This is a genomic window from Aeromonas lusitana, from assembly GCF_002812985.1.
GTDB classification, from domain to species: Bacteria; Pseudomonadota; Gammaproteobacteria; order Enterobacterales; family Aeromonadaceae; genus Aeromonas; species Aeromonas lusitana.
This window is the reverse complement of record NZ_PGCP01000004.1, coordinates 25,704-47,379: the sequence shown is the minus strand read 5'-3', so window position 1 is coordinate 47,379 and position 21,676 is coordinate 25,704. Positions and strand designations below refer to the sequence as shown.

Annotated in this window: 25 protein-coding genes; 15 read left to right on the top strand and 10 right to left on the bottom strand. The window is 62.1% G+C overall.

Annotated features, from left to right (window positions below; translation table 11 throughout):
- Positions 1-4 precede the first annotated feature (4 nt).
- Entirely contained in the window at positions 5-232 is a 228-nt protein-coding gene (locus CUC44_RS03395) for a hypothetical protein (RefSeq protein ID WP_100858588.1), read from the top strand.
- A 79-nt stretch (positions 233-311) separates the two neighbouring features.
- Here CUC44_RS03395 and brnQ read toward each other — a convergent pair whose 3' ends face one another.
- Together brnQ and CUC44_RS03385 are read right to left on the bottom strand one after the other, a co-directional pair.
- The gene (brnQ, locus tag CUC44_RS03390) at positions 312-1,619 is read right to left on the bottom strand and encodes a branched-chain amino acid transport system II carrier protein (protein ID WP_100858852.1); all 1,308 of its coding nucleotides are present in this window, start codon (positions 1,617-1,619) and stop codon (positions 312-314) included.
- Between the two features lie 191 nt (positions 1,620-1,810).
- The gene (locus CUC44_RS03385) at positions 1,811-2,521 is read right to left on the bottom strand and encodes a tRNA1(Val) (adenine(37)-N6)-methyltransferase (RefSeq protein ID WP_100858587.1); all 711 of its coding nucleotides are present in this window, start codon (positions 2,519-2,521) and stop codon (positions 1,811-1,813) included.
- 128 nt (positions 2,522-2,649) lie between these two features.
- Here CUC44_RS03385 and srmB point away from each other — a divergent pair, with 128 nt between their 5' ends.
- The gene (gene srmB, locus CUC44_RS03380; RefSeq protein WP_100858586.1) at positions 2,650-3,873 is read left to right on the top strand and encodes an ATP-dependent RNA helicase SrmB; all 1,224 of its coding nucleotides are present in this window, start codon (positions 2,650-2,652) and stop codon (positions 3,871-3,873) included.
- A gap of 192 nt (positions 3,874-4,065) precedes the next feature.
- Here srmB and yaaA read toward each other — a convergent pair whose 3' ends face one another.
- From yaaA to tapT, 3 genes are read right to left on the bottom strand one after another with little or no spacing between them, the layout of a single operon-like run.
- Positions 4,066-4,839: a peroxide stress protein YaaA gene (gene yaaA, locus CUC44_RS03375; RefSeq protein WP_100858585.1), complete on the bottom strand. Its 774-nt coding sequence runs from the start codon at positions 4,837-4,839 to the stop codon at positions 4,066-4,068.
- A gap of 33 nt (positions 4,840-4,872) precedes the next feature.
- The gene (locus CUC44_RS03370; protein WP_100858584.1) at positions 4,873-5,982 is read right to left on the bottom strand and encodes a PilT/PilU family type 4a pilus ATPase; all 1,110 of its coding nucleotides are present in this window, start codon (positions 5,980-5,982) and stop codon (positions 4,873-4,875) included.
- A gap of 26 nt (positions 5,983-6,008) precedes the next feature.
- Positions 6,009-7,043, bottom strand: a complete 1,035-nt coding sequence (tapT, locus tag CUC44_RS03365; RefSeq protein WP_100858583.1) for a type IVa pilus ATPase TapT — start codon at positions 7,041-7,043, stop codon at positions 6,009-6,011.
- A gap of 39 nt (positions 7,044-7,082) precedes the next feature.
- Between tapT and CUC44_RS03360 the strand changes: the two genes are divergently transcribed.
- The 5 genes from CUC44_RS03360 to CUC44_RS03340 all read left to right on the top strand — a co-directional run bounded on the left by CUC44_RS03360 (position 7,083) and on the right by CUC44_RS03340 (position 10,070).
- On the top strand, positions 7,083-7,784 hold the full coding sequence (locus CUC44_RS03360) for a YggS family pyridoxal phosphate-dependent enzyme (RefSeq protein WP_100858582.1): 702 nt from the start codon (positions 7,083-7,085) through the stop codon (positions 7,782-7,784).
- Between the two features lie 154 nt (positions 7,785-7,938).
- The gene (proC, locus tag CUC44_RS03355) at positions 7,939-8,763 is read left to right on the top strand and encodes a pyrroline-5-carboxylate reductase (protein WP_100858581.1); all 825 of its coding nucleotides are present in this window, start codon (positions 7,939-7,941) and stop codon (positions 8,761-8,763) included.
- Between the two features lie 23 nt (positions 8,764-8,786).
- Positions 8,787-9,338, top strand: a complete 552-nt coding sequence (locus tag CUC44_RS03350; RefSeq protein ID WP_100858580.1) for a YggT family protein — start codon at positions 8,787-8,789, stop codon at positions 9,336-9,338.
- Positions 9,338-9,631 (top strand): DUF167 family protein YggU, encoded by a 294-nt coding sequence (yggU, locus tag CUC44_RS03345; RefSeq protein ID WP_100858579.1) that lies wholly within the window; start codon positions 9,338-9,340, stop codon positions 9,629-9,631. Before CUC44_RS03350 ends, yggU begins: the two co-directional genes overlap by 1 nt.
- Before the next feature lie 19 nt (positions 9,632-9,650).
- Complete coding sequence (locus CUC44_RS03340) at positions 9,651-10,070, top strand: DUF4426 domain-containing protein (RefSeq protein ID WP_100858578.1); 420 nt, start codon at positions 9,651-9,653, stop codon at positions 10,068-10,070.
- Between the two features lie 81 nt (positions 10,071-10,151).
- Here CUC44_RS03340 and CUC44_RS03335 read toward each other — a convergent pair whose 3' ends face one another.
- From CUC44_RS03335 to CUC44_RS03325, 3 genes are all read right to left on the bottom strand, one after another.
- A complete protein-coding gene (locus CUC44_RS03335) occupies positions 10,152-10,982 on the bottom strand; it encodes a CPBP family intramembrane glutamic endopeptidase (RefSeq protein WP_100858577.1) in 831 nt (276 codons plus the stop codon).
- A gap of 226 nt (positions 10,983-11,208) precedes the next feature.
- Positions 11,209-11,502 (bottom strand): hypothetical protein, encoded by a 294-nt coding sequence (locus CUC44_RS03330; protein ID WP_100858576.1) that lies wholly within the window; start codon positions 11,500-11,502, stop codon positions 11,209-11,211.
- 54 nt (positions 11,503-11,556) lie between these two features.
- The gene (locus CUC44_RS03325) at positions 11,557-11,931 is read right to left on the bottom strand and encodes a YacL family protein (protein WP_100858575.1); all 375 of its coding nucleotides are present in this window, start codon (positions 11,929-11,931) and stop codon (positions 11,557-11,559) included.
- 225 nt (positions 11,932-12,156) lie between these two features.
- On the opposite strand from CUC44_RS03325, the gene CUC44_RS03320 reads away from it, so the two are divergent.
- The 7 genes from CUC44_RS03320 to CUC44_RS03290 all read left to right on the top strand — a co-directional run bounded on the left by CUC44_RS03320 (position 12,157) and on the right by CUC44_RS03290 (position 19,627).
- On the top strand, positions 12,157-13,272 hold the full coding sequence (locus CUC44_RS03320; RefSeq protein ID WP_100858574.1) for a sugar diacid recognition domain-containing protein: 1,116 nt from the start codon (positions 12,157-12,159) through the stop codon (positions 13,270-13,272).
- Positions 13,273-13,391: 119 nt separating this feature from the next.
- The gene (locus CUC44_RS03315; protein ID WP_100858573.1) at positions 13,392-14,654 is read left to right on the top strand and encodes a GntP family permease; all 1,263 of its coding nucleotides are present in this window, start codon (positions 13,392-13,394) and stop codon (positions 14,652-14,654) included.
- Positions 14,655-14,663: 9 nt separating this feature from the next.
- Complete coding sequence (locus CUC44_RS03310; protein WP_100858572.1) at positions 14,664-15,797, top strand: glycerate kinase; 1,134 nt, start codon at positions 14,664-14,666, stop codon at positions 15,795-15,797.
- A gap of 273 nt (positions 15,798-16,070) precedes the next feature.
- Entirely contained in the window at positions 16,071-16,634 is a 564-nt protein-coding gene (locus CUC44_RS03305; protein ID WP_100858571.1) for an NnrU family protein, read from the top strand.
- Between the two features lie 65 nt (positions 16,635-16,699).
- Positions 16,700-17,236, top strand: a complete 537-nt coding sequence (locus CUC44_RS03300) for a glutathione peroxidase (protein WP_100858570.1) — start codon at positions 16,700-16,702, stop codon at positions 17,234-17,236.
- Positions 17,237-17,312: 76 nt separating this feature from the next.
- On the top strand, positions 17,313-18,248 hold the full coding sequence (locus tag CUC44_RS03295; RefSeq protein WP_167388779.1) for a LysR family transcriptional regulator: 936 nt from the start codon (positions 17,313-17,315) through the stop codon (positions 18,246-18,248).
- 182 nt (positions 18,249-18,430) lie between these two features.
- A complete protein-coding gene (locus CUC44_RS03290; protein WP_100858568.1) occupies positions 18,431-19,627 on the top strand; it encodes a NupC/NupG family nucleoside CNT transporter in 1,197 nt (398 codons plus the stop codon).
- A 473-nt stretch (positions 19,628-20,100) separates the two neighbouring features.
- Here the strand turns inward: CUC44_RS03290 and CUC44_RS03285 are convergent, their stop codons facing one another.
- Together CUC44_RS03285 and arfB are read right to left on the bottom strand one after the other, a co-directional pair.
- Positions 20,101-20,592: a methylated-DNA--[protein]-cysteine S-methyltransferase gene (locus tag CUC44_RS03285; protein WP_100858851.1), complete on the bottom strand. Its 492-nt coding sequence runs from the start codon at positions 20,590-20,592 to the stop codon at positions 20,101-20,103.
- Positions 20,593-20,625: 33 nt separating this feature from the next.
- Positions 20,626-21,042 (bottom strand): alternative ribosome rescue aminoacyl-tRNA hydrolase ArfB, encoded by a 417-nt coding sequence (arfB, locus tag CUC44_RS03280; protein ID WP_100858567.1) that lies wholly within the window; start codon positions 21,040-21,042, stop codon positions 20,626-20,628.
- A gap of 201 nt (positions 21,043-21,243) precedes the next feature.
- On the opposite strand from arfB, the gene glnK reads away from it, so the two are divergent.
- Complete coding sequence (glnK, locus tag CUC44_RS03275; RefSeq protein ID WP_011704615.1) at positions 21,244-21,582, top strand: P-II family nitrogen regulator; 339 nt, start codon at positions 21,244-21,246, stop codon at positions 21,580-21,582.
- Positions 21,583-21,676 lie beyond the last annotated feature (94 nt).

Genomic DNA, 21,676 nt, shown 5'->3' with positions numbered 1-21,676 from the left:
CATCATGTGGAAATTGCTGAAATGGAGTGTCATCGGCGGTGTCTTGCTGCTTATCCTGTCAGATATCCAGCTCAGCACCTCCATCTACAAGTACGAAGACAACCGGGTGCAGATAGACTTCCCGCGCTGGCAGCCCAAACAGCCCTGGGCCACCCTCAGCTGGCACGCGGGCCAGACCGAGTTTCACTGGTATGGCTTGGCCGGCAAACCCAGGCCAGCGTCCGTGCTCTAGCGTCGTCCTAATCTCGCGCAAACAAACACAAACAAAAGAGGCCAGCGGATGCTGGCCTCTTTTTTATGCTTTTGAACTATCAGGCGGCTTCGGCGGCCAGCTTGTCGCCGGAGCGCACCGCCATGCCGATGCCACAGGCCAGCAGGGTTGGCAGCAACCAGGCCAGGCCCTTGTCAAACAGCGGCAGGAAGGCGAACGCATCCATCTTCATGCCGGCGGCACCCAGACCATCGAGGCAGCCGAACAGGAAGGCGACCAGCAGCACGGAGCGGAACACCAGGCGCGGACGACCGAAGTAACCCTTCAGGAAGGTGACCAGCACCAGGGCCACGGCGACCGGGTAGATGGCGACCAGTACCGGGATGGAGAGGCTGATGAGCTGGCTCAGGCCCACGTTGGCGACCACGGCGCAGATGACCCCCAGCAGCACCACCAGCTTCTTGTAAGCCATGCCGGTGAGGTTGTGGAAGAAGTCGGAGCAGGCGGAGATCAGACCCACGGCGGTGGTGAAGCAGGCCAGGGTGATGATGGCAGCCAGGATGAACTGACCAGGTTGACCGAACAGGCTCAGCACGTAGGCGTTGACGATGGCGCCACCGTTGCTGACATCGTTCGCCACACCGGCGGCAGTGTTACCCAGCTGGAACAGGGAGACATAGACCACGGAGAGGCCGATGGCGGAGATGACACCGGCGATGGCCAGGTACTTGAACTGGCTCTGGTAGTCGTTGATGCCCTTCTGGCGCAGCAGGTCGACGATCAGGGCGCCAAACATCAGGGACGCCAGGGTGTCCATGGTGTTGTAGCCTTCCAGGATCCCCTTCACAAAGGGACCGCTCTGGTAGTCGCCGGCGGCGGCGGGCATGGTGCCCTGGGGCGCGACGAAGACACCGATGGCCAGGGTCAGCAGCAGCAGCATCAGCACAGGAGTCAGGTATTTGCCGATGGCATCCATCAGCTTGCCCTGGTTCATGGAGACCAGGATGGCCACGCCGAAGAAGACCACGGTATAGGCAACCAGACCGGCCTGACCCATGTCGCCGAGGAAGGGCTTGAGGCCCATCTCGTAGGCCACCAGGCCGGTACGGGGGGCGGCGAAGGCCGGGCCAATGATGATGTAGATGGCGACCGCCAGGGCGGTGGCGACACCGGCGGGCAGCAGCTTGGTCATGCCGGCCCAGCCGTTGCCGGCCTTGGCGACGGCGAGGATGGTGATGAGCGGCAGGCCCACGGCGGTGACCAGGAAGCCCAGCATGGCCAGGGAGAGGTGTTCACCCGCCATGTAACCGGCGAGCGGCGGGAAGATGATGTTACCGGCGCCCAAGTAGAAGGCGAAGGTCATGAAGCCCAATCCGAGCACGTCTGATAATGTGAGTGATTTCGTCAAGTTCAACCTCGTCTGTCTTGTAAACTATTGCTTGTTATAGTTTTTTATTGGTCAGCGACCAGTGCTGTTCAGGGGTAAAAAAAAAGAGCCCCGCTGTTTTTTTCATCGCAACCAGTGGTTTTAACTGGTCTTGAGCGGGCGCTCGTTTAAGAGTCAGCATAATGATGTGAAAAAATAGTTCAAGGCAAAATTTACATCTTCAAATAGAAGGGGTGGGTTAGTTGGATATATCTGTCGGAATACCCTCCAGCAGCAGAATGGATCACAATTTCACCCCGCTCACACCTGTTTAATCCTCTGCAAAGTCGCAATAAAACGCGATTTGCCTCTTTCCCCTCTCTGGTGATAACAGCTGTATAACAACTCTCAAACAGATCATAATTCGACGAAATGCATAAAATCTCGGCGGCCATGGGGGTGGGTACCACCAGGGCGACCTGGCCGTCCGGAGCCAGCAGACGCTGGCAGGCGCTCAGCAGCGCGTGGGGATCCAGGCTGCCGGTGTGACGGGCAAGGGCCCGTGCGGGATCCTCAAATGACTGGCCTGCCACGAAATAGGGGGGATTGGAGACGATGAGATCATAGGGGGCCGCCCGGTGCTCCTGAATGGCCGATTCCATGAGGTTGACGCGATGGGCCCAGGGGGAGGCAGCGATATTCTCTCTCGCCTGCGCTGCAGCATCTTTATCCAGCTCTACTGCATCAATCTGGCAGTCGTTTGTGCTGCGCTGGGCCAGCATCAGGGCGATGAGGCCGCTGCCGGCGCCTATGTCCAGCACCCGGCGGGCCCCCGCTACTGGAGCCCAGGCGCCGAGCAGTATGCCGTCCGTGCCCACCTTCATGGCACAGCGGTCATGCGCGATGTGAAATTGTTTGAAGGTGAAACCGCTGCTGCGTCCCATCTGACCCTCGCTCCCCGTCTGCTACACAAAAAATGGTCGGCGATTATAGCGGCTAAGCCACCGTCGCCATAGGAGCCGGCGGCATAATCGCCTATAATCTGCGGTTTCCTAAATGACCGAGTATTGCCATGAGCCAGTCCTTTGATGATTTCGACCTGAATCCAGCCCTCAACCGGGCCTTGGCCGAGATGGGTTTCACCCGCCCCACTACCATTCAGCAGATGGTGCTGGAGCCAGCCCTGGATGGCCGCGATATTCTGGCATCTGCCCCGACCGGCACCGGCAAGACCGCCGCCTTCCTGCTGCCCGCCATGCAGCACCTGCTGGACTTCCCGCGCCGCAAGCCGGGCCCCTGCCGCATGCTGATCCTGACCCCGACCCGCGAGCTGGCGCTGCAGGTCAGCGCCCACGCCAAGGCGCTGGCGGTGCATACCCATCTGAGCGTCGAGACCATCATAGGCGGCGTCAGCCATGAAGAGCAGCTGCCGGCGCTCACCAAGACCACCGACATCGTCGTCGCCACCCCGGGTCGCCTGCTCGAATACATAGAGAAAGAGTCGTTCGAGAGCCACGACATCGAGGTGCTGGTACTGGATGAAGCGGATCGCATGCTGGACATGGGCTTCATCAAGGACGTGAACCGCATCGTGGAAGAGGCGCGCTACCGCAAGCACACCATGCTGTTCTCCGCCACTCTGGAGGGCGCCGGCCTGACCAAGTTCGCCGAAGAGATCCTGAACGATCCGGTGGAGCTGCACGCCGAGCCGCCCCGCAGCGAACGTCGTCCCATCACCCAGTGGGTGCACCTGGCCGATGATGCCGCCCACAAGCTGGCGCTGCTGGTGCACATCCTCAAGAACCCGGAAACCCAGAAGGCCATCGTCTTCGTCAAGACCCGTGAGCGTCTGGCGGAGCTCTCCGGTCAGCTGCAGGCGGCGGGCGTCCCCTGCGCCTGGATCCGCGGCGAGATGGAGCAGAGCAAGCGCATCGAGTCCATTCGCAAGTTCCACGCCGGGGAGGTGCCCTTCCTCATCGCCACCGACGTCGCCGCCCGCGGCATCGACCTGCCGAACGTCAGCCATGTCATCAACTACGACATGCCCTACGGCACCGACGTCTACGTCCACCGCATCGGTCGTACCGGCCGGGCTGGCAACCGGGGCTGCGCCATCAGCCTGGTGGAAGCGCACGAGATGGCCATGGTGGCCAAGATTGAGCGCTATACCGAGGAGCGTCTCAAGCGCCGGGTGATCGACGAGCTGCGTCCCAAGCACAAGGAAGCGCGGGTGCCGGTGAAGAAGAAAAAGCCGAAAGACGGCAAGAAGAAGTCCGCCAAGAAGAAAAAGAAATAATCGCTGACACCAGCGCTGACACAAAGGCCACCCCGGGGTGGCCTTTGTGTTGATGGGGATCCTGGCAGGATCCCGCCGGATCGCGGACAGAAAAAAGCCGACGCATAAACGTCGGCTAACAAAAAGTGCTTACAACAGAGGATTCATAGGTTCAGACCCGAGGATCCTGCGGTTGGTTCCCTCTTTTTGTAATTAATTTTCAGTGCGCTTGAACATCAGGGTGCTGTCGTTCGACTCTTCTGGCACGAAATAGTAGCCGCCGTCGTTGAAACCGGTCAGCTGCTCCACCTCGGTCAGGCGGTGCTTGATGATGTGGCGGGCCATCATGCCGCGCGCCTTCTTGGCGTAGAAGCTGATGATCTTGAACTGGCCGTTCTTCTCGTCCTTGAACACAGGGGTGATGATCCGCCCCTTCAGCGCCTTGGGTCGCACCGACTTGAAATACTCGTCGGAGGCCAGGTTGATCAGCGCTTGATCTCCCTGGGCGGCCAGCGCCTTGTTCAGGTGCTCGGTGATGGTGTCGCCCCAGAACTGGTAGAGATCCTTGCCGCGCTCGTTGTCCAGGCGAATGCCCATCTCGAGGCGGTAGGGCATCATCAGATCCAGCGGGCGCAACACACCGTAAAGTCCGGACAGCATGCGCAGGTGCTGTTGGGCGAAGTCGAAGTCCTCCTCGCTGAAGTCCTCCACCGCCAGACCCGTGTAGACATCCCCCTTGAAGGCCAGCAGCGCCTGACGGGCGTTGGCCGGGTTGAAGTCCGGCTGCCACTCGCTAAAGCGGGCGGCATTGAGGCCGGCCAGCTTGTCGCTGATTTTCATCAGGCTGGCGATCTGGTCCGGCGCCAGCTGGCGGGCACGGGTGATAAGGCGGGCCGAGTGATCCAGCAACTCGGGCTGGGTGAAACGGGAGGTCACCAGCGGCGACTCGTAATCCAGCGTCTTGGCCGGGGAAACCACAATCAGCATATCTATCCTTTACTTGCGGCGACGCACGCCCCCTCATTCGTCCAGGGTGACGTTGTCCAATGAACCTGCGCTCAACTGCTCACGACCGGACAGCTTGATAAGCAGTCGCAGGTCGTTGGCGGAGTCCGCGTGGGCAAGGGCCTCACTGTAGCCAATTTGGCCGGCGCAGAACAGGGCGAACAGCGCCTGATCGAAGGTCTGCATGCCGAGTTCGCTGGATTTGGTCATCACCTCCTTGAGTCGATGCACTTCTCCCTTGCGGACGATGTCGGTGATGAGGGGGGTATTGAGCAGGATCTCGAAGGCGGCGACCCGGCGCTGACCGGTCAGGCTGGGCAGCAGTTGTTGCGCGACTATGGCGCGCAGGTTGAAGGAGAGATCGAACAGGAACTGGCGGTGTTTCTCCTGGGGCACCAGGTGGAGGATGCGATCCAGCGCCTGATTGGCGTTGTTGGCGTGCAGGGTGGCGAGGCAGAGATGGCCGGTCTCGGCAAACTGGATGGCTAGCTCCATGGTCTCCTGGCTTCTGATCTCGCCGATCAGGATGACATCCGGCGCCTGGCGCATGGAGTTCTTGAGCGCCACATCGAAGGATTCGGTGTCTATTCCCACCTCCCGCTGGGTCACCAGGCTGCGGCCGTGGCTGTGCACGAACTCCACCGGATCTTCCACCGTCAGGATATGGCCGTCACCGTGCTGGTTGCGGTAGCCAATCATGGCCGCCTGGGTGGTGGACTTGCCGGCGCCGGTGGCACCGACAAACAGCACAAGCCCGCGCTTGGCCATGGCGACATCTTGCAGCACCCGGGGCAGTACCAGCTCGTCGAAGCCGGGGATGTGGGTCTCGATGCGGCGCAGCACCATGCCCGGCTGATCCTGCTGCCAGAAGGCGCTGACCCGAAACCGCCCGAGCGCCTCACGGTGGATGGCGTAGTTCGCCTCCCGGGTGCGCAGATAGCGCTCGAAGTGTTCCGTATCCAGGCTCTCCCTGACCAGGGCGAGGGCCGCCTGCCTGTCCAGCGGGGTATTCCCGAGGGGGACCAGGCGGCCATTGACCTTGAGGGTGGGGGGGGCGTCGACCGTGATGAAGAGATCCGAGCCCTTTTGTTCAACCAGTGCAGCGAGCAGAACATCCATGTTCATAGCGTCTCCTTGGGTTTGAGATCGTACTAAATGCTGTTGGGATCGGCGGCCTTGGCCTTGGCATCCAGGGCGGCCACTATGCCCCGGTTGACCAACTGCTTGAGGCTCTGATCCATGGTTTGCATGCCGTGGGTCATCCCGGTCTGGATGACGGAGTAGAGCTGGGCGACCTTGTCTTCCCGGATGAGGTTTCTAACCGCCGGGATCCCCAGCATGATCTCGTGGGCCGCCACCCGGCCGCCCCCGATCCGCTTGAGCAGGGTCTGGGAGATGACCGCCCGCAGGGATTCGGACAGCATGGATCGCACCATATCCTTCTCCGAGCCCGGGAAGACGTCGATGATACGGTCTATGGTCTTGGCCGCCGACGAGGTGTGCAGGGTGCCAAACACCAGGTGGCCGGTCTCGGCCGCGGTCAGGGCGAGGCGTATGGTTTCGAGGTCTCGCATCTCCCCCACCAAGATGATGTCCGGGTCTTCCCGCAGGGCCGAACGCAGGGCGTTGGTGAAACTCTTGGTGTCGCGGTGCACCTCGCGTTGGTTCACCAGGCAGCGCTTGTTCTCGTGCACGAATTCGATGGGATCCTCGATGGTGAGGATGTGCTGGTGGAAGTTGTCGTTGATGTAATCGACCATGGCCGCCAGGGTGGTGGACTTGCCCGAACCGGTCGGCCCGGTTACCAGCACCAGGCCGCGGGGGAACTCGGCAATCTTGCGAAACATCTCGGGCGCCCCCAGATCTTCCAGGCTCAGCACTGTGCTCGGGATGGTGCGAAACACGGCGCCCGAGCCGCGGGATTGCTGGAAGGCGTTGACCCGAAAGCGCGCCATGCCGGGCACCTCGAAGGAGAAGTCCACCTCGAAGTGCTCTTCCAGCTCCTTGCGCTGGTGGTCGTTCATGATGTCATAGATGAGGGCGTGTACTTCCCTGTGGTCCAGGGCGGGCAAATTGATCTTGCGAACCTCTCCATCAACCCTGATCATCGGAGGAACCCCGGCCGAGAGGTGTAGATCCGAGGCCTTATGCTTTACACTGAAAGCCAATAACTCTGTGATATCCATAGACTTGTTATTCTCCCATCACAAGATCACGAACGAAAAATGAACCAGATTGCCCAGCACCTGCTTCAGGTAAAGGAACGTATTGTACAGGCCGCCAAGCAGGCTGGCCGTGGTGCCGATCATATCCAGCTGCTCGCGGTCAGCAAGACCAAGCCGCTTGAGGCCATTCAGGCTGCCTATGGCGCGGGTCAGCGCCGCTTCGGCGAATCCTATGCCCAGGAGGCCGCCCTCAAGATCGATACCCTGCGCGCCCAGGCTGACTATGCAGACATAGAGTGGCACTTTATCGGCCCGCTGCAATCGAACAAATCCAGACTGGTCGCAGAGCGATTCGACTGGGTACAAAGCGTCGATCGTGACAAGCTGATCGAGCGCCTCAACAATCAACGCCCAGCCGGGCTGCCTGCGCTAAATGTCTGTCTGCAAATCAATATTAGCGGAGAGAGCAGCAAATCCGGTACGTCGGAGCAAGAGATTTTCCGGCTGGCGGCGCTGGTGGCCCAGAGTGAGCGACTGGTACTGCGTGGCTTGATGGCTATTCCAGAACACACCAGCGACGAGGTTGTGCTGGCGACGCAGATGCGGCGTATGCAGGCTCTGTTCACCGAGCTTGCGCGACAATACCCGAGCGTCGACACCCTCTCCATGGGCATGACCGAGGATCTGGAGCCGGCGATCGCCCATGGCAGCACCATGGTGCGGGTCGGCACCGCCATCTTCGGCGCCCGCGACTACGCATAAACGAACAAGCGTGAATGCAGCGCCAGCGCGGCAGCCACGCCGCCGGTCACTGTGTTCGTCATCAAACAGGAGCCCTGGATGCAGCATAGAACGCTCGCCTTCATCGAGATGAGCACGCAGGGTTCCACAGCCATTTCATCAGCAGGAGTGCAAGATGCAGCATAAGATCCTCGCCTTCATCGGGGCGGGCAACATGAGCCGCAGTATCATTGCCGGCCTCATCGGATCGGGTTATCCGGCCGATCGGATCCTGGCCGCCAACCCGAGCCGCCCCAAGCTGGACGCGCTGGCCAGCGAGTTTGGCATTCGCGTGACCCAGGACAACGCCGAGGCGGCCAGAGTGAGCGATGTCATCGTACTGGCGGTCAAGCCGCAACTGATGGCAGGCATGCTGGCGGCGCTAGTGGCCGAGCTCGGCTCCCTGGAGGGCAAGCTGCTCATCTCCATCGCCGCCGGCATCAAGGTCGAGCGGTTGAGCGAGATGGCCGGGGGTCATGAGCGCATCATCCGTACCATGCCGAACACCCCCTCCCTGCTGGGTCTGGGGATGACGGGCCTGTATGCGTCGCCCGCCATCAGTCAGGAGGATCGCGACTTCGCCGAGCAGATGATGCAGTCCGTGGGCAAGACCCTCTGGACCGAGCAGGAGTCTGGCATCAACGGCGTCATAGCCGCGGCGGGCAGTGCCCCTGCCTACTTCTTCCTGTTCATGCAGGCGATCGCCGAAGAGGCCGAGGCCATGGGCTTCTCCCCTGAGCAGGCCCGGCTGCTGGTGCAACAGACAGCGCTCGGCGCCGCCGCCATGGTGGAGCGCAATCCCGAGCTCTCCCTGCAGACCCTGCGCGAGCAGGTGACCAGCAAGGGCGGCACCACGGCCGAAGCCGTCAAGACTTTCCAGGAGCAGGGGCTGATGCCGCTGACCGCTCGCGCCATGCAGGCGGCCGTGACCCGTGCCGCCGAAATGGAAACCCTTTTCTGACCTTTTTTTGACCAGGAGCCCGGATGAACACGGCTTATTTTTTGATTAACACGATTTTCGATATCTATCTCATGGTGGTGCTGCTGCGGGTCTGGCTGCAGTGGGCGCGCGCCGATTTCTACAACCCCATGAGCCAGATGGTGGTCAAGCTGACCAACCCGCTGGTGGTGCCCTTGCGTCGCATCATCCCGGGCTTTGGCGGGCTGGACATGGCCTCTGTGCTGCTGGCCATCATCATCGCCTTCGCCAAGCTGGCGCTGCTCAAGAGCATGAACGTGCTGCTGGCCGACTGGCTCACTCTCAGCCTGTTTGCCTTCCTCACAGTGCTGAAGAAAGCGGGATCCATGATCTTCTGGGTACTGCTGATCCGCGCCATCCTGAGCTGGGTCAGCCAGGGTCGCAACCCCATCGAATACGTGATGCACCAGCTGACCGAGCCCTTCCTCGCCCCCATCCGCCGCATCCTGCCGGCCCTGGGCGGGCTGGATCTTTCGGTGCTGGTCGCCTTTATCGCCCTGCAGGCCATAAACTATCTGTTAGGAGATCTGTTCGGCCAGCTGTGGTGGATGATCTGATGCCAGCCGTCCTGCGCGAGGGGGACGAGCTGATACTGCACCTGATGATCCAGCCCAAGGCGAGCCGGGATCAGATCGTCGGCCTGCATGGTGACGAGTTGAAGGTGGCCATCACGGCGCCGCCGGTGGATGGTCAGGCCAATAGCCACTTGATCAAGTACCTGGCCAAGCAGTTCAAGGTGGCCAAGGGGCAGGTCCGCATCGTGCGGGGGGAGCTGGGGCGGCACAAGACGGTTGCCATCGAGTCGCCAAAGCAGATCCCCGCCGAGGTGGATGCCCTGCTGGATAGCTGAACACGAAAAGGATGACATCATGAAAACAGCCTGGATTAGCTGCCTGTTGGCACTTCTGATGACGCTGCCACTGCGGGCGGAGCAGATGAAGGAGCTGGGCCCCTGGCAGGTGCACTACAGCGCCTTCAACTCCAGCTTCCTCACCCCAGAGGTGGCCAAGGCCTATGGCCTGGAGCGCAGCCGCTACAACGGCATCATCAATATTGCGGTGCAGAACAAGCAGGGCGTGGCTCAGGCGGTGGGGATCAGCGGCGAGGCCAAGAACCTCACCGGCACCATACGCACCCTGAGCTTCCAGGAGGTGAAGGAGGGTGAGTCCATCTATTACTTGGCTGTGCTGCCCTATCGCAACGAGGACACCTACCAGTTCACCCTGAAGATCATGGGGGAGGGGCAGCAGCAGACGCTCACCTTCCAGCAGACCTTCTACGTCGACTAGCTCATTCGCCCTTCGACAAAAAGCCCCGAACTGTCTGGTTCGGGGCTTTTTTTATCCGCTATGTACTGACTCGCCCGACATTTAGCGGCTTGCCAGCGGGTAGGTGAAGAGGGCCAGGTGGGCGAAGTTGAACAGGAAGTGCAGCAAGATGGCGACACTCAGCCGCCCGCTCAGCTGGAACGCCAGCCCGTAGCAGGCCCCCGCCAGGGCGGCAAACAACACCAGCAGCGGGCCACCGGCCAGGTGCGCGGCCCCGAACAGTAGGCTGGCGACCAGGATCCCGAACCAGGGCTTGCTTCGGCTCGCCACCCCTTGCTGGATAAAGCCCCGAAACAGCGCCTCTTCCGCCACGCAGGTGAACAGCAGGTTGTTGGCCGCAAACAGCCACCACCAGTGGGGCAGGCCCACTTCCGGCTTGAGGGCACCAAGCTGCCAGGCGAGCAGCAACAGGGCCGCCAGCGGCAGCACCAGCAGGGCCAGCGGTCGCCAGCGGATTGGACCTCCCTGACCGAGCAGGGCGGGCCAGGCCAGCAGCAGGCCGAAGAAGATCAGCGGCTTGTCCAGATTGAGATAGAGGGTGAAGGGAACGCTGGCGGGGCCGGCCTGAACCTTGTCCAGCACCCGCAGGTTGTCAAAGCCCGGAATGAGATGCAGGGTGAGGGCGATGGCCCACAACAGCACCAGGCCGAGCGCCACACCACGCCACGGGGCGGGCAGGCTGGGAGTGCGCCAGGCCAGCAGCAGACCGGCGAAGCTGATGAGCAGGGCCAGGGGCGTGATGCGGCCGAGGGCGAGGGCCGCGAGCAGGGCGACCCCGAGCAGGAGCAGGCCGGGTGTGCGTTGGCGCGCCAGGCAGAGCAGCACGGCCAGGGCCAGGGCGCCCCAGATCAGGGCATCAGGTAGTGGCAACATTGAGTCTCCTTGTGCGTTAGAGGGGCGCACCTTAACGGCTCCCCCTGTCGTGACACAAGGGTCAATTGACTGGTCGGATCCCTGAGCCGCTGGCCAAAGCGAGGACAATTGGGCATAAAAAAGCCGGAGCAGAGGCTCCGGCTATGGTTATCTTGTTAGCGACCTTGCACCATGAGATGGTATTCTGGCGGCATATAAGACTGATTTTTTGCCTTTAAGCAGATGCTTATCGGCCAGATTCAGCGATGACGCGGGCGATGATGTCGGCGCGCTTGGTGGCCTCCAGCTCGCCCAGGGCGATCAGGCCAGCCTTGAAGATCACGTTCTTCGGCAGGCTGACGTCGTCCAGGGTGGCGATGGCTTCCACGTGCATGCCGTTCAGGCGGCTGGCATCGCGCGGGCTCAGGTTGACCTGAGTATTCATCACCTGCTTGCCCTTCTTCTTGGCCGGGGCTGCTTTCTTCGGCTGATCCTGTTCTTCGTCTTCCGGCAGTTCGTCATCAAAATCGTAAATAGACATAGTCAATCCTGTTGGGTTGCTGCGGGCCCTTGCCCGCCAAATTCATAAAGGGTACTAGCCCATATCCTCGTTGCGGATAAAGGCGCGCCAGGAGGCGAGCACCTGGGCAAAATCTTCCAGCCCGCACATGGCCAGCTGCTCATCATCGTAGTAGGCGAGATCGTCGAGATCCTCGTCCAGCGCGATATTGAGGACGTTGGCCTTCACCTCCGCCTCCTCATGGGTGAGCAGCAGGGAGTAGTCACCCCCAGCCAGCTGGTATTCGACGCGGGTACGGCTGGAGAGCTCGTCGATGACGGAGAACAGCAGATCGAGTTTCTCCTCATCCTTGCCCACCTCGTCGATCAGCCACTGACCGATGGCTTCGTGGCCCATGGAGAACCGGGCGCGATAACCACCGAACGGGTCGCGGCGAAATTCATAATCCATTGCGCAGTCCATCAGATAACGGCAGGCTCATCACCACGGGGTCGCGTCAAATCCGTGATCCCTGGTGGGGCACACCTGAGGTAAAGTGGCCTATTCTAGCGATCCCCCCCTCGCTTGTCTTGATGATGTGGCATCTTTGCGCTGCCACCCTGGTTTTACACGGAGACCTCATGCCGGCAATTTCCCCCAGCGTTGATACTTGGCAGCTCATTGTCAGGAAATCCCATGCAGCTTAATGACACCCTCGCTCGTCAGATCGTCAGCCGGGCGATGAAGATATTGTCCTTCTCGGTCAACGTCATGGATGAACACGGCCTCATCATAGCGTCCGGCAACCCGGAGCGGCTGCACCAGCGCCACGAGGGCGCCGTGCTGGCCCTGACCGAAAACCGGGTAGTGGAGATAAGCGAGGCGACCGCCCAGCAGCTCAAAGGGGTGCGCCCTGGCATCAACCTGCCCATCGCCTATCAGGGGGAGCTGCTCGGGGTCATCGGCATCTCGGGGGATCCGGACGAAGTGCGCGCTTACGCCGAGCTGGTGCGCATGACCGCCGAGCTCATTCTGGAGCAGGCGGCGCTGACCGAACAGCTGCAGTGGGACAAGCGTCACAAGGAGGAGCTGGTGCTGCAGCTCATTCGTGGCGAGGGGCGGGTGGATCAGTTGCAGCAGGCGGCCCGCTTCCTCGACCTGGATCTGGCCCAGCCGCGGGTGGTGGCCGTGCTGGCGCTGGAGGAGGCAGATCCCGCCCGGCTGCGGGAGCTGGTGCACCTGCTGGAAAACCCGGAGCGGGACAATCTGGTGGCCATCAACGGCCTGGACGAGATAGTGGTGCTCAAACCGGCCCAGCTCAGCGACGGGGTCTGGCAGTCGGATCAGGAGCGCAGCCGCATCAAGCAGCTGCTGACCCGCATCCCCCACTTCAAGGTGCGCATCGGGGTGGGTGATTACTTCGCCGGCACCGGCGGGCTGGCGCGCTCCTACCAGACGGCGCGGGATACCCTGCGCCGCGGCATGCGTCAGGCGCCGCGCAAGCAGGTCTACTTCTTCGAGGATTACCGGCTGCCGGTGCTGCTCGGCAGCCTGGCGGACTCCTGGCAGGCGGATCAGCTGCGCGCGCCCCTGCAGAAACTGGCGAAGGAGGATGGCAAGGGGGTGCTGCAAAAGACGCTGCGCCAATATTTCTTGCAGGACTGTGATCTGCATCCCTGTGCTGATTCACTCTTCATTCATCCCAATACCCTACGCTACCGGCTGACCCGGATAGAGCAGATAACCGGGTTAAGTTTCAATAGGTTAGATGACAAGTTCCTGCTCTATCTCGGGCTGAATCTCGACGGCTGATTTGTTCAAAAGAACAAAAGCAAGGAGTGCTGGAGAGCAAGGTTTGGCTTTTCATCCAAAGCATTCCGAGCCGGGATCCTCATAATGGCGGCCACTAACGACAACAAAAGGTGCCCGTCATGATCCCTGTATCCGCGCTCGGCGCTCTCGCCGCGCTCTCCATCGCCATCTTCCTCATCCTGAAGAAGGTGCCGCCCGCTTACGGCATGATCGTCGGTGCCCTGGCCGGTGGCCTGATCGGCGGTGCCGATCTGACCCAGACCGTCGCCCTGATGATCGGTGGCGCCCAGGGGATCACCACAGCCGTGATGCGGATCCTGGCGGCCGGCGTGCTGGCGGGTGTCTTGATTGAATCTGGTGCGGCCACCACTATCGCCGAGACCATAGTCAAGAAACTCGGCGAGACCCGGGCCCTGCTGGCGCTGGCGCTGGCCACCCTGATCCTGACCGCGGTCGGCGTCTTCGTGGACGTGGCCGTCATCACGGTCGCCCCCATAGCGCTCGCCATCGCACGCCGCGCCGATCTCTCCAAGGCCGCCATCCTGCTGGCCATGATAGGGGGTGGCAAGGCGGGCAACGTCATGTCTCCGAACCCGAACGCCATAGCCGCGGCGGATGCCTTCCATTTGCCGCTCACCTCCGTCATGGCGGCGGGCATCATCCCCGGCCTGTTCGGTCTGGTGATGGCCTACTGGCTGGCCAAGCGCCTCAACAACAAGGGCAGCAAGGTCGCGGCCGACGAGGTGGTGAGCTTCGATGACACCAAGCTGCCCGGTTTCCTGGCCGCCATCAGTGCGCCCCTGGTCGCCATCCTGCTGCTGGCCCTGCGCCCGGTCGCCGGCATAGTCGTGGATCCCCTCATCGCCTTGCCCCTCGGCGGCCTGGTGGGCGCCCTGATGATGGGCAAGTTCAGCAAGGTGAACCAGTTTGCGGTGTCGGGTCTGGCCCGCATGGCGCCGGTGGCCATCATGTTGCTGGGGACGGGTACCCTGGCGGGCATCATAGCCAACTCGGGCCTCAAGGATGTGCTGATCAGCGGCCTGACCGCCTCCGGCCTGCCTTCCTACCTGCTGGCCCCCATCTCCGGTGCCCTGATGTCCCTGGCGACCGCCTCGACCACAGCCGGTACCGTGGTCGCCTCCAACGTGTTCAGCTCGACCCTGATTGAACTTGGCATCAGCAGCCTGGCGGGGGCCGCCATGATCCACGCCGGTGCCACCGTGTTTGACCACATGCCCCACGGCTCCTTCTTCCATGCCACCGGGGGCAGCGTGCACATGGGGGTGAGCGAGCGTCTCAAGCTGATTCCCTACGAAACTGCCGTCGGTCTGACCATAGCTGCCGTCTCCACCCTGATGTTTGGCGTGTTCGGTCTCGCCTAAGGAACTGATATGAAAATTGTGATCGCCCCGGATTCATTCAAGGAGAGCCTGAGCGCCATGGCGGTGGCTGATGCCATCGAGGCCGGTTTCAAGCAAGTATTGCCCGACGCCACCTACGTCAAGCTACCCATGGCAGACGGCGGCGAGGGCACGGTACAGTCCCTGATCGATGCCACAGGTGGTCGCATCCTGCCGGTGGAGGTGACCGCCCCCCTCGGCAACCGGGTGCAGGGCTTCGTCGGCCTGCTGGGGGACGGGGAGCGCGCCATCATAGAGATGGCCGCTGCCTCCGGCCTGCACCTGGTGGAGCCGGAGCGCCGCAACCCCTTGCTCACCTCAAGCTGGGGCACGGGGGAGCTGATCCTAGCGGCGCTGGAGATGGGGATCTCTCACCTCATCCTCGGCATCGGCGGCAGCGCCACCAACGACGGCGGTGCCGGCATGATCCAGGCGCTGGGCGGCAAGCTGCTTAAAAGCGACGGCACCCCAACAGCACTGGGTGGTGGCGGCCTGAACGAGCTGGCCAGTATCGATCTCAGCGGGCTGGATCCCCGTCTGGCCGGGCTCACCATCGAAGTGGCCTGTGACGTGGACAACCCGCTGTGCGGCCCCAAGGGTGCCTCCGCCGTGTTTGGCCCGCAGAAGGGGGCGACCCCCGAGATGGTGGCGCAGCTCGATGCCAACCTGGCCCACTACGCCCACTGCATCGAGCAGGCCCTCGGCAAGCAGGTGAAGGATATTCCCGGTGCCGGCGCCGCCGGTGGCATGGGCGCGGCCCTGGTGGGGTTGCTCGGCGCCGAGCTCAAGCCCGGCATCCAGATCGTCATCGAAGCGCTGAAACTGGCCGAGGCGGTGGCGGATGCGGATCTCGTCATCACCGGCGAGGGACGCATCGACAGCCAGACCATCCACGGCAAGACCCCTATCGGGGTGGCGCGCTGCGCCAAGCAGTTCGGCAAGCCGGTGATCGGCATCTCGGGTTGCCTCACCGATGATTACGGTGTAGTGCACGAGCATGGTCTGGATGCCGTGTTCGCCGTGGTCAACCGTGCCATGTCCCTGCCGGAGGCGCTGGCGACGGCCACCACCAACCTGCAGCTCACGGCCCGCAACGTGGCGGCCCTCTACCTGCTACGCAAATAACTCCTCTTCTGGCCGGTGCAGGACACCGGCCGACCCTGCCCCGTGTAGCGGATGTGGCTGGCTGCCTGGCAGCAGACCCTCTGACGCACCTTGCCGATCTTATGATCGGCTTTTTTCATTATCTCGCTGTCTTCTCTGTGGTTTTTCTATTCTGGCCGGGCGCTTTGCGGCATAGTGATCCCCCCCATGAGGGGTGACGAGAAATAGGTCCCCCTGAGGCGCTGCTATATAGAGATCTCCTCATTGCGAGGGGCAAAGTGCGAGGAGCAACCGATGATCTTGCTGACCCTGGGGGTAGTGCTGTTTGCCCTGACTCACCTCTATCCCTGCTTCGCCCCGATGCACCGTGCCCGCCTGCGGGAACGGCTGGGGGAGAACCGCTACAAGGGCCTCTTCTCCCTGCTGGTGTTCGTGGCCATCGGCTGCATCATCGCCGGCTGGCGCAGTGCCAGCCCCATGCCGCTCTATTTCCTGCCCGCCTGGGGCCCCATGCTGGCGATGGGGATCATGCCGGTGGCGCTGATCCTGCTGTGCGCCGGCCAGGGGGCCAATCACTTTCGGCGCTACCTGGTGCACCCTCAACTCATCGGCACCCTGCTGTGGGCGGGCGGCCATCTGGCGGTCAACAGCGAGGCCCGCTCCCTGGTGCTGTTTGGCGGCATAGGGCTCTGGGCCCTGGTCAGCATCGTCTGGATTTCGGTGCGGGACTGGCGGCAGAAGCCGAGGCCCGCAGCCAGCTGGCGAGGGACCGGGATCAGCGTGGGGGCAGGCCTGGCCGCGAGCGCTTTGCTCATCTTCTGGGGCCACGGCTGGCTCACTGGCATAGCGCTGCATTGATCCCGGGCTGAACCAAACTCTCGGCTCGCCCGTATGACCCTCATCTACTCGGAAGGAACCGTGCAATGAAATGGATGATGCTGCTGTTATTGCTCGCTGTAGGCGCAGCTTCTGCTGCCTGCCCCGACTATTTCAACGTGGAACAGCGGGAGTTGAACAGCACCCAGCGCCACAACCTCTGCCAGCTGACCGAGGGCAAGGTGGTGCTGGTGGTCAACACCGCCTCCTACTGCGGCTATCGCGGCCAGTTTGCCGATCTGGAGCGGCTCTACCAGAGCTACAAGGATAAAGGCCTGATCGTGCTGGGCTTTCCCTCCAACGACTTCTGGCAGGAATCTGCGGACGAGGGCAAGACAGCTAGCGTCTGTCGTCGTGACTACGGTGTGACCTTCCCCATGTTCAACCGCATCGCCGTACGCGGCTCGGATGCCAGCCCGATTTACCGGGGACTGGCGGCCGCCGCCGGTGGGGATGCCCCCGGCTGGAACTTCCACAAGTACCTGATCGGCCGCGATGGTAGGCTGCTCGGCAGCTATGGCGCCAACCAGGAGCCGGGAGAGGAGCCCTTGCTGGGCGAGCTGAAACAGGCGCTCGAACGCTAGGCCTAGCCGGGCCGCTCTGGAATAATGGCGGCCTCCCTCTCTGTCTGGACATACCGTGCTGCAACGTCTGCCCCAAATGGTGATCTTCGATGCCCTGGTTCGTGAACAGGGCATCTCGGCGGCCGCGCGCCGGCTCGGCGTCTCCAAGTCCTATATCAGCAAACAGCTGGCCCAGCTCGAAGCGGAACTCGGGGCCCAGCTGGTGCAGCGCACCACCCGCCGCTTCTCCCTGACCGAGCTCGGTCAGGAGTATGCCCGTCACTGCCGCGCCCTGGTGGCGGTGGCGCTGGAGGCGGACTCCATGGTGGCGGAGCGCCGCGGCAAGGTAAGCGGCGTGCTGCACCTCGGGGTCGGCCAGTCCTTCGGTCGGCTGCACGTGATCCCTCGGCTCAAGGCATTCCAGGATCGCTACCCGGATCTGGAGCTGGAAGTCTCCCTGTTCGATCGTCGCACCAACCTGGTGGATGAGGGGCTGGATCTCTGGATCACCACCTATGAGGACAAGCCGGAGGCCCTGGTGGGGCAGCGGCTGGCAGACATCGGCTTCGTGCTGGTGGCCTCGCCGGATTATCTGCTGAGCCACGGTACCCCGCTGCACCCGAAAGATCTCGCCCAGCACAACTGCATCACCTATCAGAGCCGGGAGCGGCGCTATCACGAGTGGTCGTTTCGCCAGGGCAAGGAGCGCCAGACGGTGCAAGTGGCGGGCAACTACCGGGTGGATCTGGCGGAGGCGGTGCGGGACGCAGCCCTGGCCGGGCTCGGCATCGCCTACGTGGCCACCTACCTGCTGGACAAGGAGCTGCAATCCGGCCAGCTCATACCCCTGCTGCCCCAGTGGCGACCGAACCAGAAGATGGCGGTGCACGCCGTCTACGCCAGGCGCGAGCACCTGGATCCCAAGATCCGGCTGTTCATCGATTTTCTCAAGGAGAGCTTCGGCCCGGAGCCCTACTGGGAGCAGCGACTCGCCCCCTGGCTTGGGGGCAAATTGTCCGGCAGGGAAGAATAATCGTTTCCATATAAAAACGCTGGCTTTCGCCTGATACCAAAACCGAGCCAAATCAGCAGCTTGCCGCAACCGGTATCGTGAAAACGTTTTTGCTAACAGGTCTGCAACCAAGCGGGCTTGCAGTGACGGGGGAGGGAGCGCAGAATCCGCGCCCATCTTTTATCCCAATAGATGGAACCCCTATGATCGCCCTGCTCGGCATCCTGAGTATTCTGGCGCTGGCCGTACTCTGCTCTGATAATCGTCGTCGTATCCCGTTGCGAACAGTGGGCCTGGCCCTCTGCCTGCAAGTGCTGTTTGCCGGCCTGGTGCTCTGGTTGCCTGCCGGTCAGCACGTGCTGAACGGCGTCAGTGAGAGCGTCAGCAGCGTGATCGGCTACGGCCAGGAGGGGATTGCCTTCCTGTTCGGGGATCTGGCCAAGTTCAAGCTGGGCTTCATCTTCGCCTTCAACGTGCTGCCGGTGATCATCTTCTTCTCCGCCCTCATCGCCATCCTCTACCACATCGGCCTGATGCCCAAGGTGATCGCCCTGCTCGGCGGCGGCCTGCAAAAGCTGCTGGGTACCGGCCGCGCCGAGAGCCTCTCCGCCACCGCCAACATCTTCGTCGGCATGGTGGAAGCGCCCCTGGTGGTCAAGCCTTACCTCTCCAAGATGTCCGACTCTCAGTTCTTCGCGGTGATGAGCTGCGGTCTGGCCTCGGTGGCCGGCGGCACGCTCGTGGGTTACGCCAGCATCGGCGTCGAGCTGAAATACCTGATAGCGGCGGCCTTCATGTCCGCCCCCGCCGGTCTGGCCATGGCCAAGATCCTGGTCCCCCCCAGTGCCGATGAGGTGGATCACCACCAGGACGTGGAGATGCCGCGCTCGACCAACGTCATCGAGGCGGCGGCCGACGGTGCCATGGCCGGTCTGAACATCGCAGTGGCGGTGGGCGCCACCCTGCTGGCCTTCGTCGGCGTCATCGCCCTGCTCAACGGCCTGCTCGGCTGGACCGGGGATCTGGTGGGGCTGGACCTGAGCTTCCAGATCATCCTGGGCTGGCTGTTTGCCCCCGTCTCCTGGCTCATCGGTGTGCCTTGGGGCGAGGCTCAGGCCGCAGGGGCGCTGATCGGTACCAAGATCGTCATCAACGAGTTCGTCGCCTTCATCGCCCTGGTGCAGGATCAGACCCTGAGCGAGTCGAGCAAGGCCATCGTCACCTTCGCCCTGTGCGGCTTCGCCAACATCTCCTCCATGGCGATCCTGATCGGCGGCCTCGGTTCCATGGTGCCGGAGCGCAAGGCCTTCATCGCCCGTTACGGCATGCGTGCCATCCTGGCGGGTGTGCTGGCGAACCTGATGAGCGCCTCCCTGGCAGGCCTCTTCCTCGCCCTCTGATTGACCCCGAAGCTAGCACCTTCCGGTCAGAGCCCGCTTCGGCGGGCTTTTTTGTGGCCGGATGGCGGGCAAAAAAAAAGCGCCTCTGGGGAGGCGCGGGGAAAAAGACAGATTGGAAGCGTCACATGGGTGCTACCTGGAGGAGGGATGAACCGTGCCATCCAAGTATGAGGCCATCATGCCTGCCGCTATCTGAAGCCCTTCTGAGGCGATTCTTCATACTGTGTTCATTTTGATAAACGCTGCCGGCCATCCATGGGGCATTGGCTTGCTGCTGTGTTTATTTAAATAATCAGTGTTTTATTTTTAATCTGACGAAATTAAAAGTGTAAATACGATGCTCTACCCATTCTGTGCGACGTCAGCGGCCAATGTCCTGACGGGGGAGGCCAGGACCGTCAGGGAGTGAAAATGAAACCAGGGCTGCCTCGCTTCAACGCGAGCAGCCAGTGGTCGAGGAGAGGCCTTGGCTATCAGGGAGTGAGGGTGAAGCCACAGTGCTCTTGCTCCAGCGCGAGCAGCCAACGCTTGATGGGCAGGCCGCCCCCGTAGCCGGTCAGGTTGCCGTTGCGGCCGATGACGCGATGGCAGGGCACTATGATGCTCAGGGGATTCTGGCCGTTGGCGGCACCCACGGCGCGCATCGCCTTGGGGTTGCCGATGGCCTGGGCGATGTCGAGATAGCTGACGGTCTCGCCATAGGGAATGTCACACAGCGCCTGCCAGACCGCTTGCTGGAACGGGGTGCCTCGGGCGGCGAGCGGCAGATCGAAGCGCTGCAGGCGGCCGGCAAGGTAGGCTTCGAACTGCTCGATGAAAGGGGCCAATGCCTGGTCATCCCTCAGCCATTCGGGCGCCGGCTGGATAGGGCGCTCCCCTTGTACAAACTCCACGTGGCGCAAGCCATCCTTGTCGATGGCGACGAGCAGGGGCCCGATGGCACTGTCACAAAAACCGTATCGTATCTGCACTGCTTCCTCCGATGGGGTGATGGCGGCTCATTCCAGCCCGGGTTTGCCGCGGGTCGATTTGATCTCCCCCTTGCGCTTCTTGGCATCGACCCGCTTGCGCTGGGAGCTGCGGGTGGGCTTGGTGGCATGGCGCGCCTTGGGACGCCAGGCGGCCTTCTTCAAGAGCTCGGTCAACCGGTTCATGGCCTCCTTGCGGTTCATGTCCTGACTGCGGTGGGTCTCGACCCTGATCTGGATGAAACCGTCGTGTACCCGGCTGTCGGCGAGCCGCTCCAGCCCCTCCTTGTAGAGTGGCGTCAGGCTGGGGGAGTCCCGGTAATCGAAGCGTAGCCAGACGGCGGAGTCTGTCTTGTTGACATGCTGACCGCCGTTGCCCTGGGCGCGCATGGTCTGGAACTGCAGCTCATGCCAGGGAATGGTGACGCTGTTGGAGATGACTAACATGGGGTGATGCTCTCATTTGGTGCATCAAGGGAGTCTGGTGCAGCTTGGTGCCTCATTATGGGGCGAGATGCGCTTCCTTGGTGATCCCGGGCTATAATGGCCCAAGGGTTAAAGCCTATCTTTATGAAAATAAACAATAAAAATACTTGGCACAAGAATTGATGTCTCTTGCAAGACATACCATGGATTGGGAGCAACCAGATGAAGCTGATTACTGCGATTATCAAACCCTTCAAGTTGGACGATGTGCGCGAGGCCATCGCCAACCTGGGGGTCGAGGGCCTGACCGTGTCCGAGGTCAAGGGCTTCGGCCGTCAGAAGGGCCACACCGAATTATACCGGGGAGCCGAGTACCAGGTCGACTTCCTGCCCAAGGTAAAGCTGGAGATCGCCACCGCCGACGACAACGTGGAAGGGGTGATCGAGGCCATCTGCAAGGCGGCCTACACAGGCAAGATAGGTGACGGCAAGATCTTCGTCTATGACCTGTTGCAGGCGGTGCGTATCCGTACCGGCGAGAGTGACGACGAGGCCCTGTGATCCCCCATACCGGCCAGCGCAGATCCTTGGTGGGCTGACGCCAAGATCGGCAGCAGACAGTGCCAGGCGAGCCAAAATATCGAGTGAGTTATCA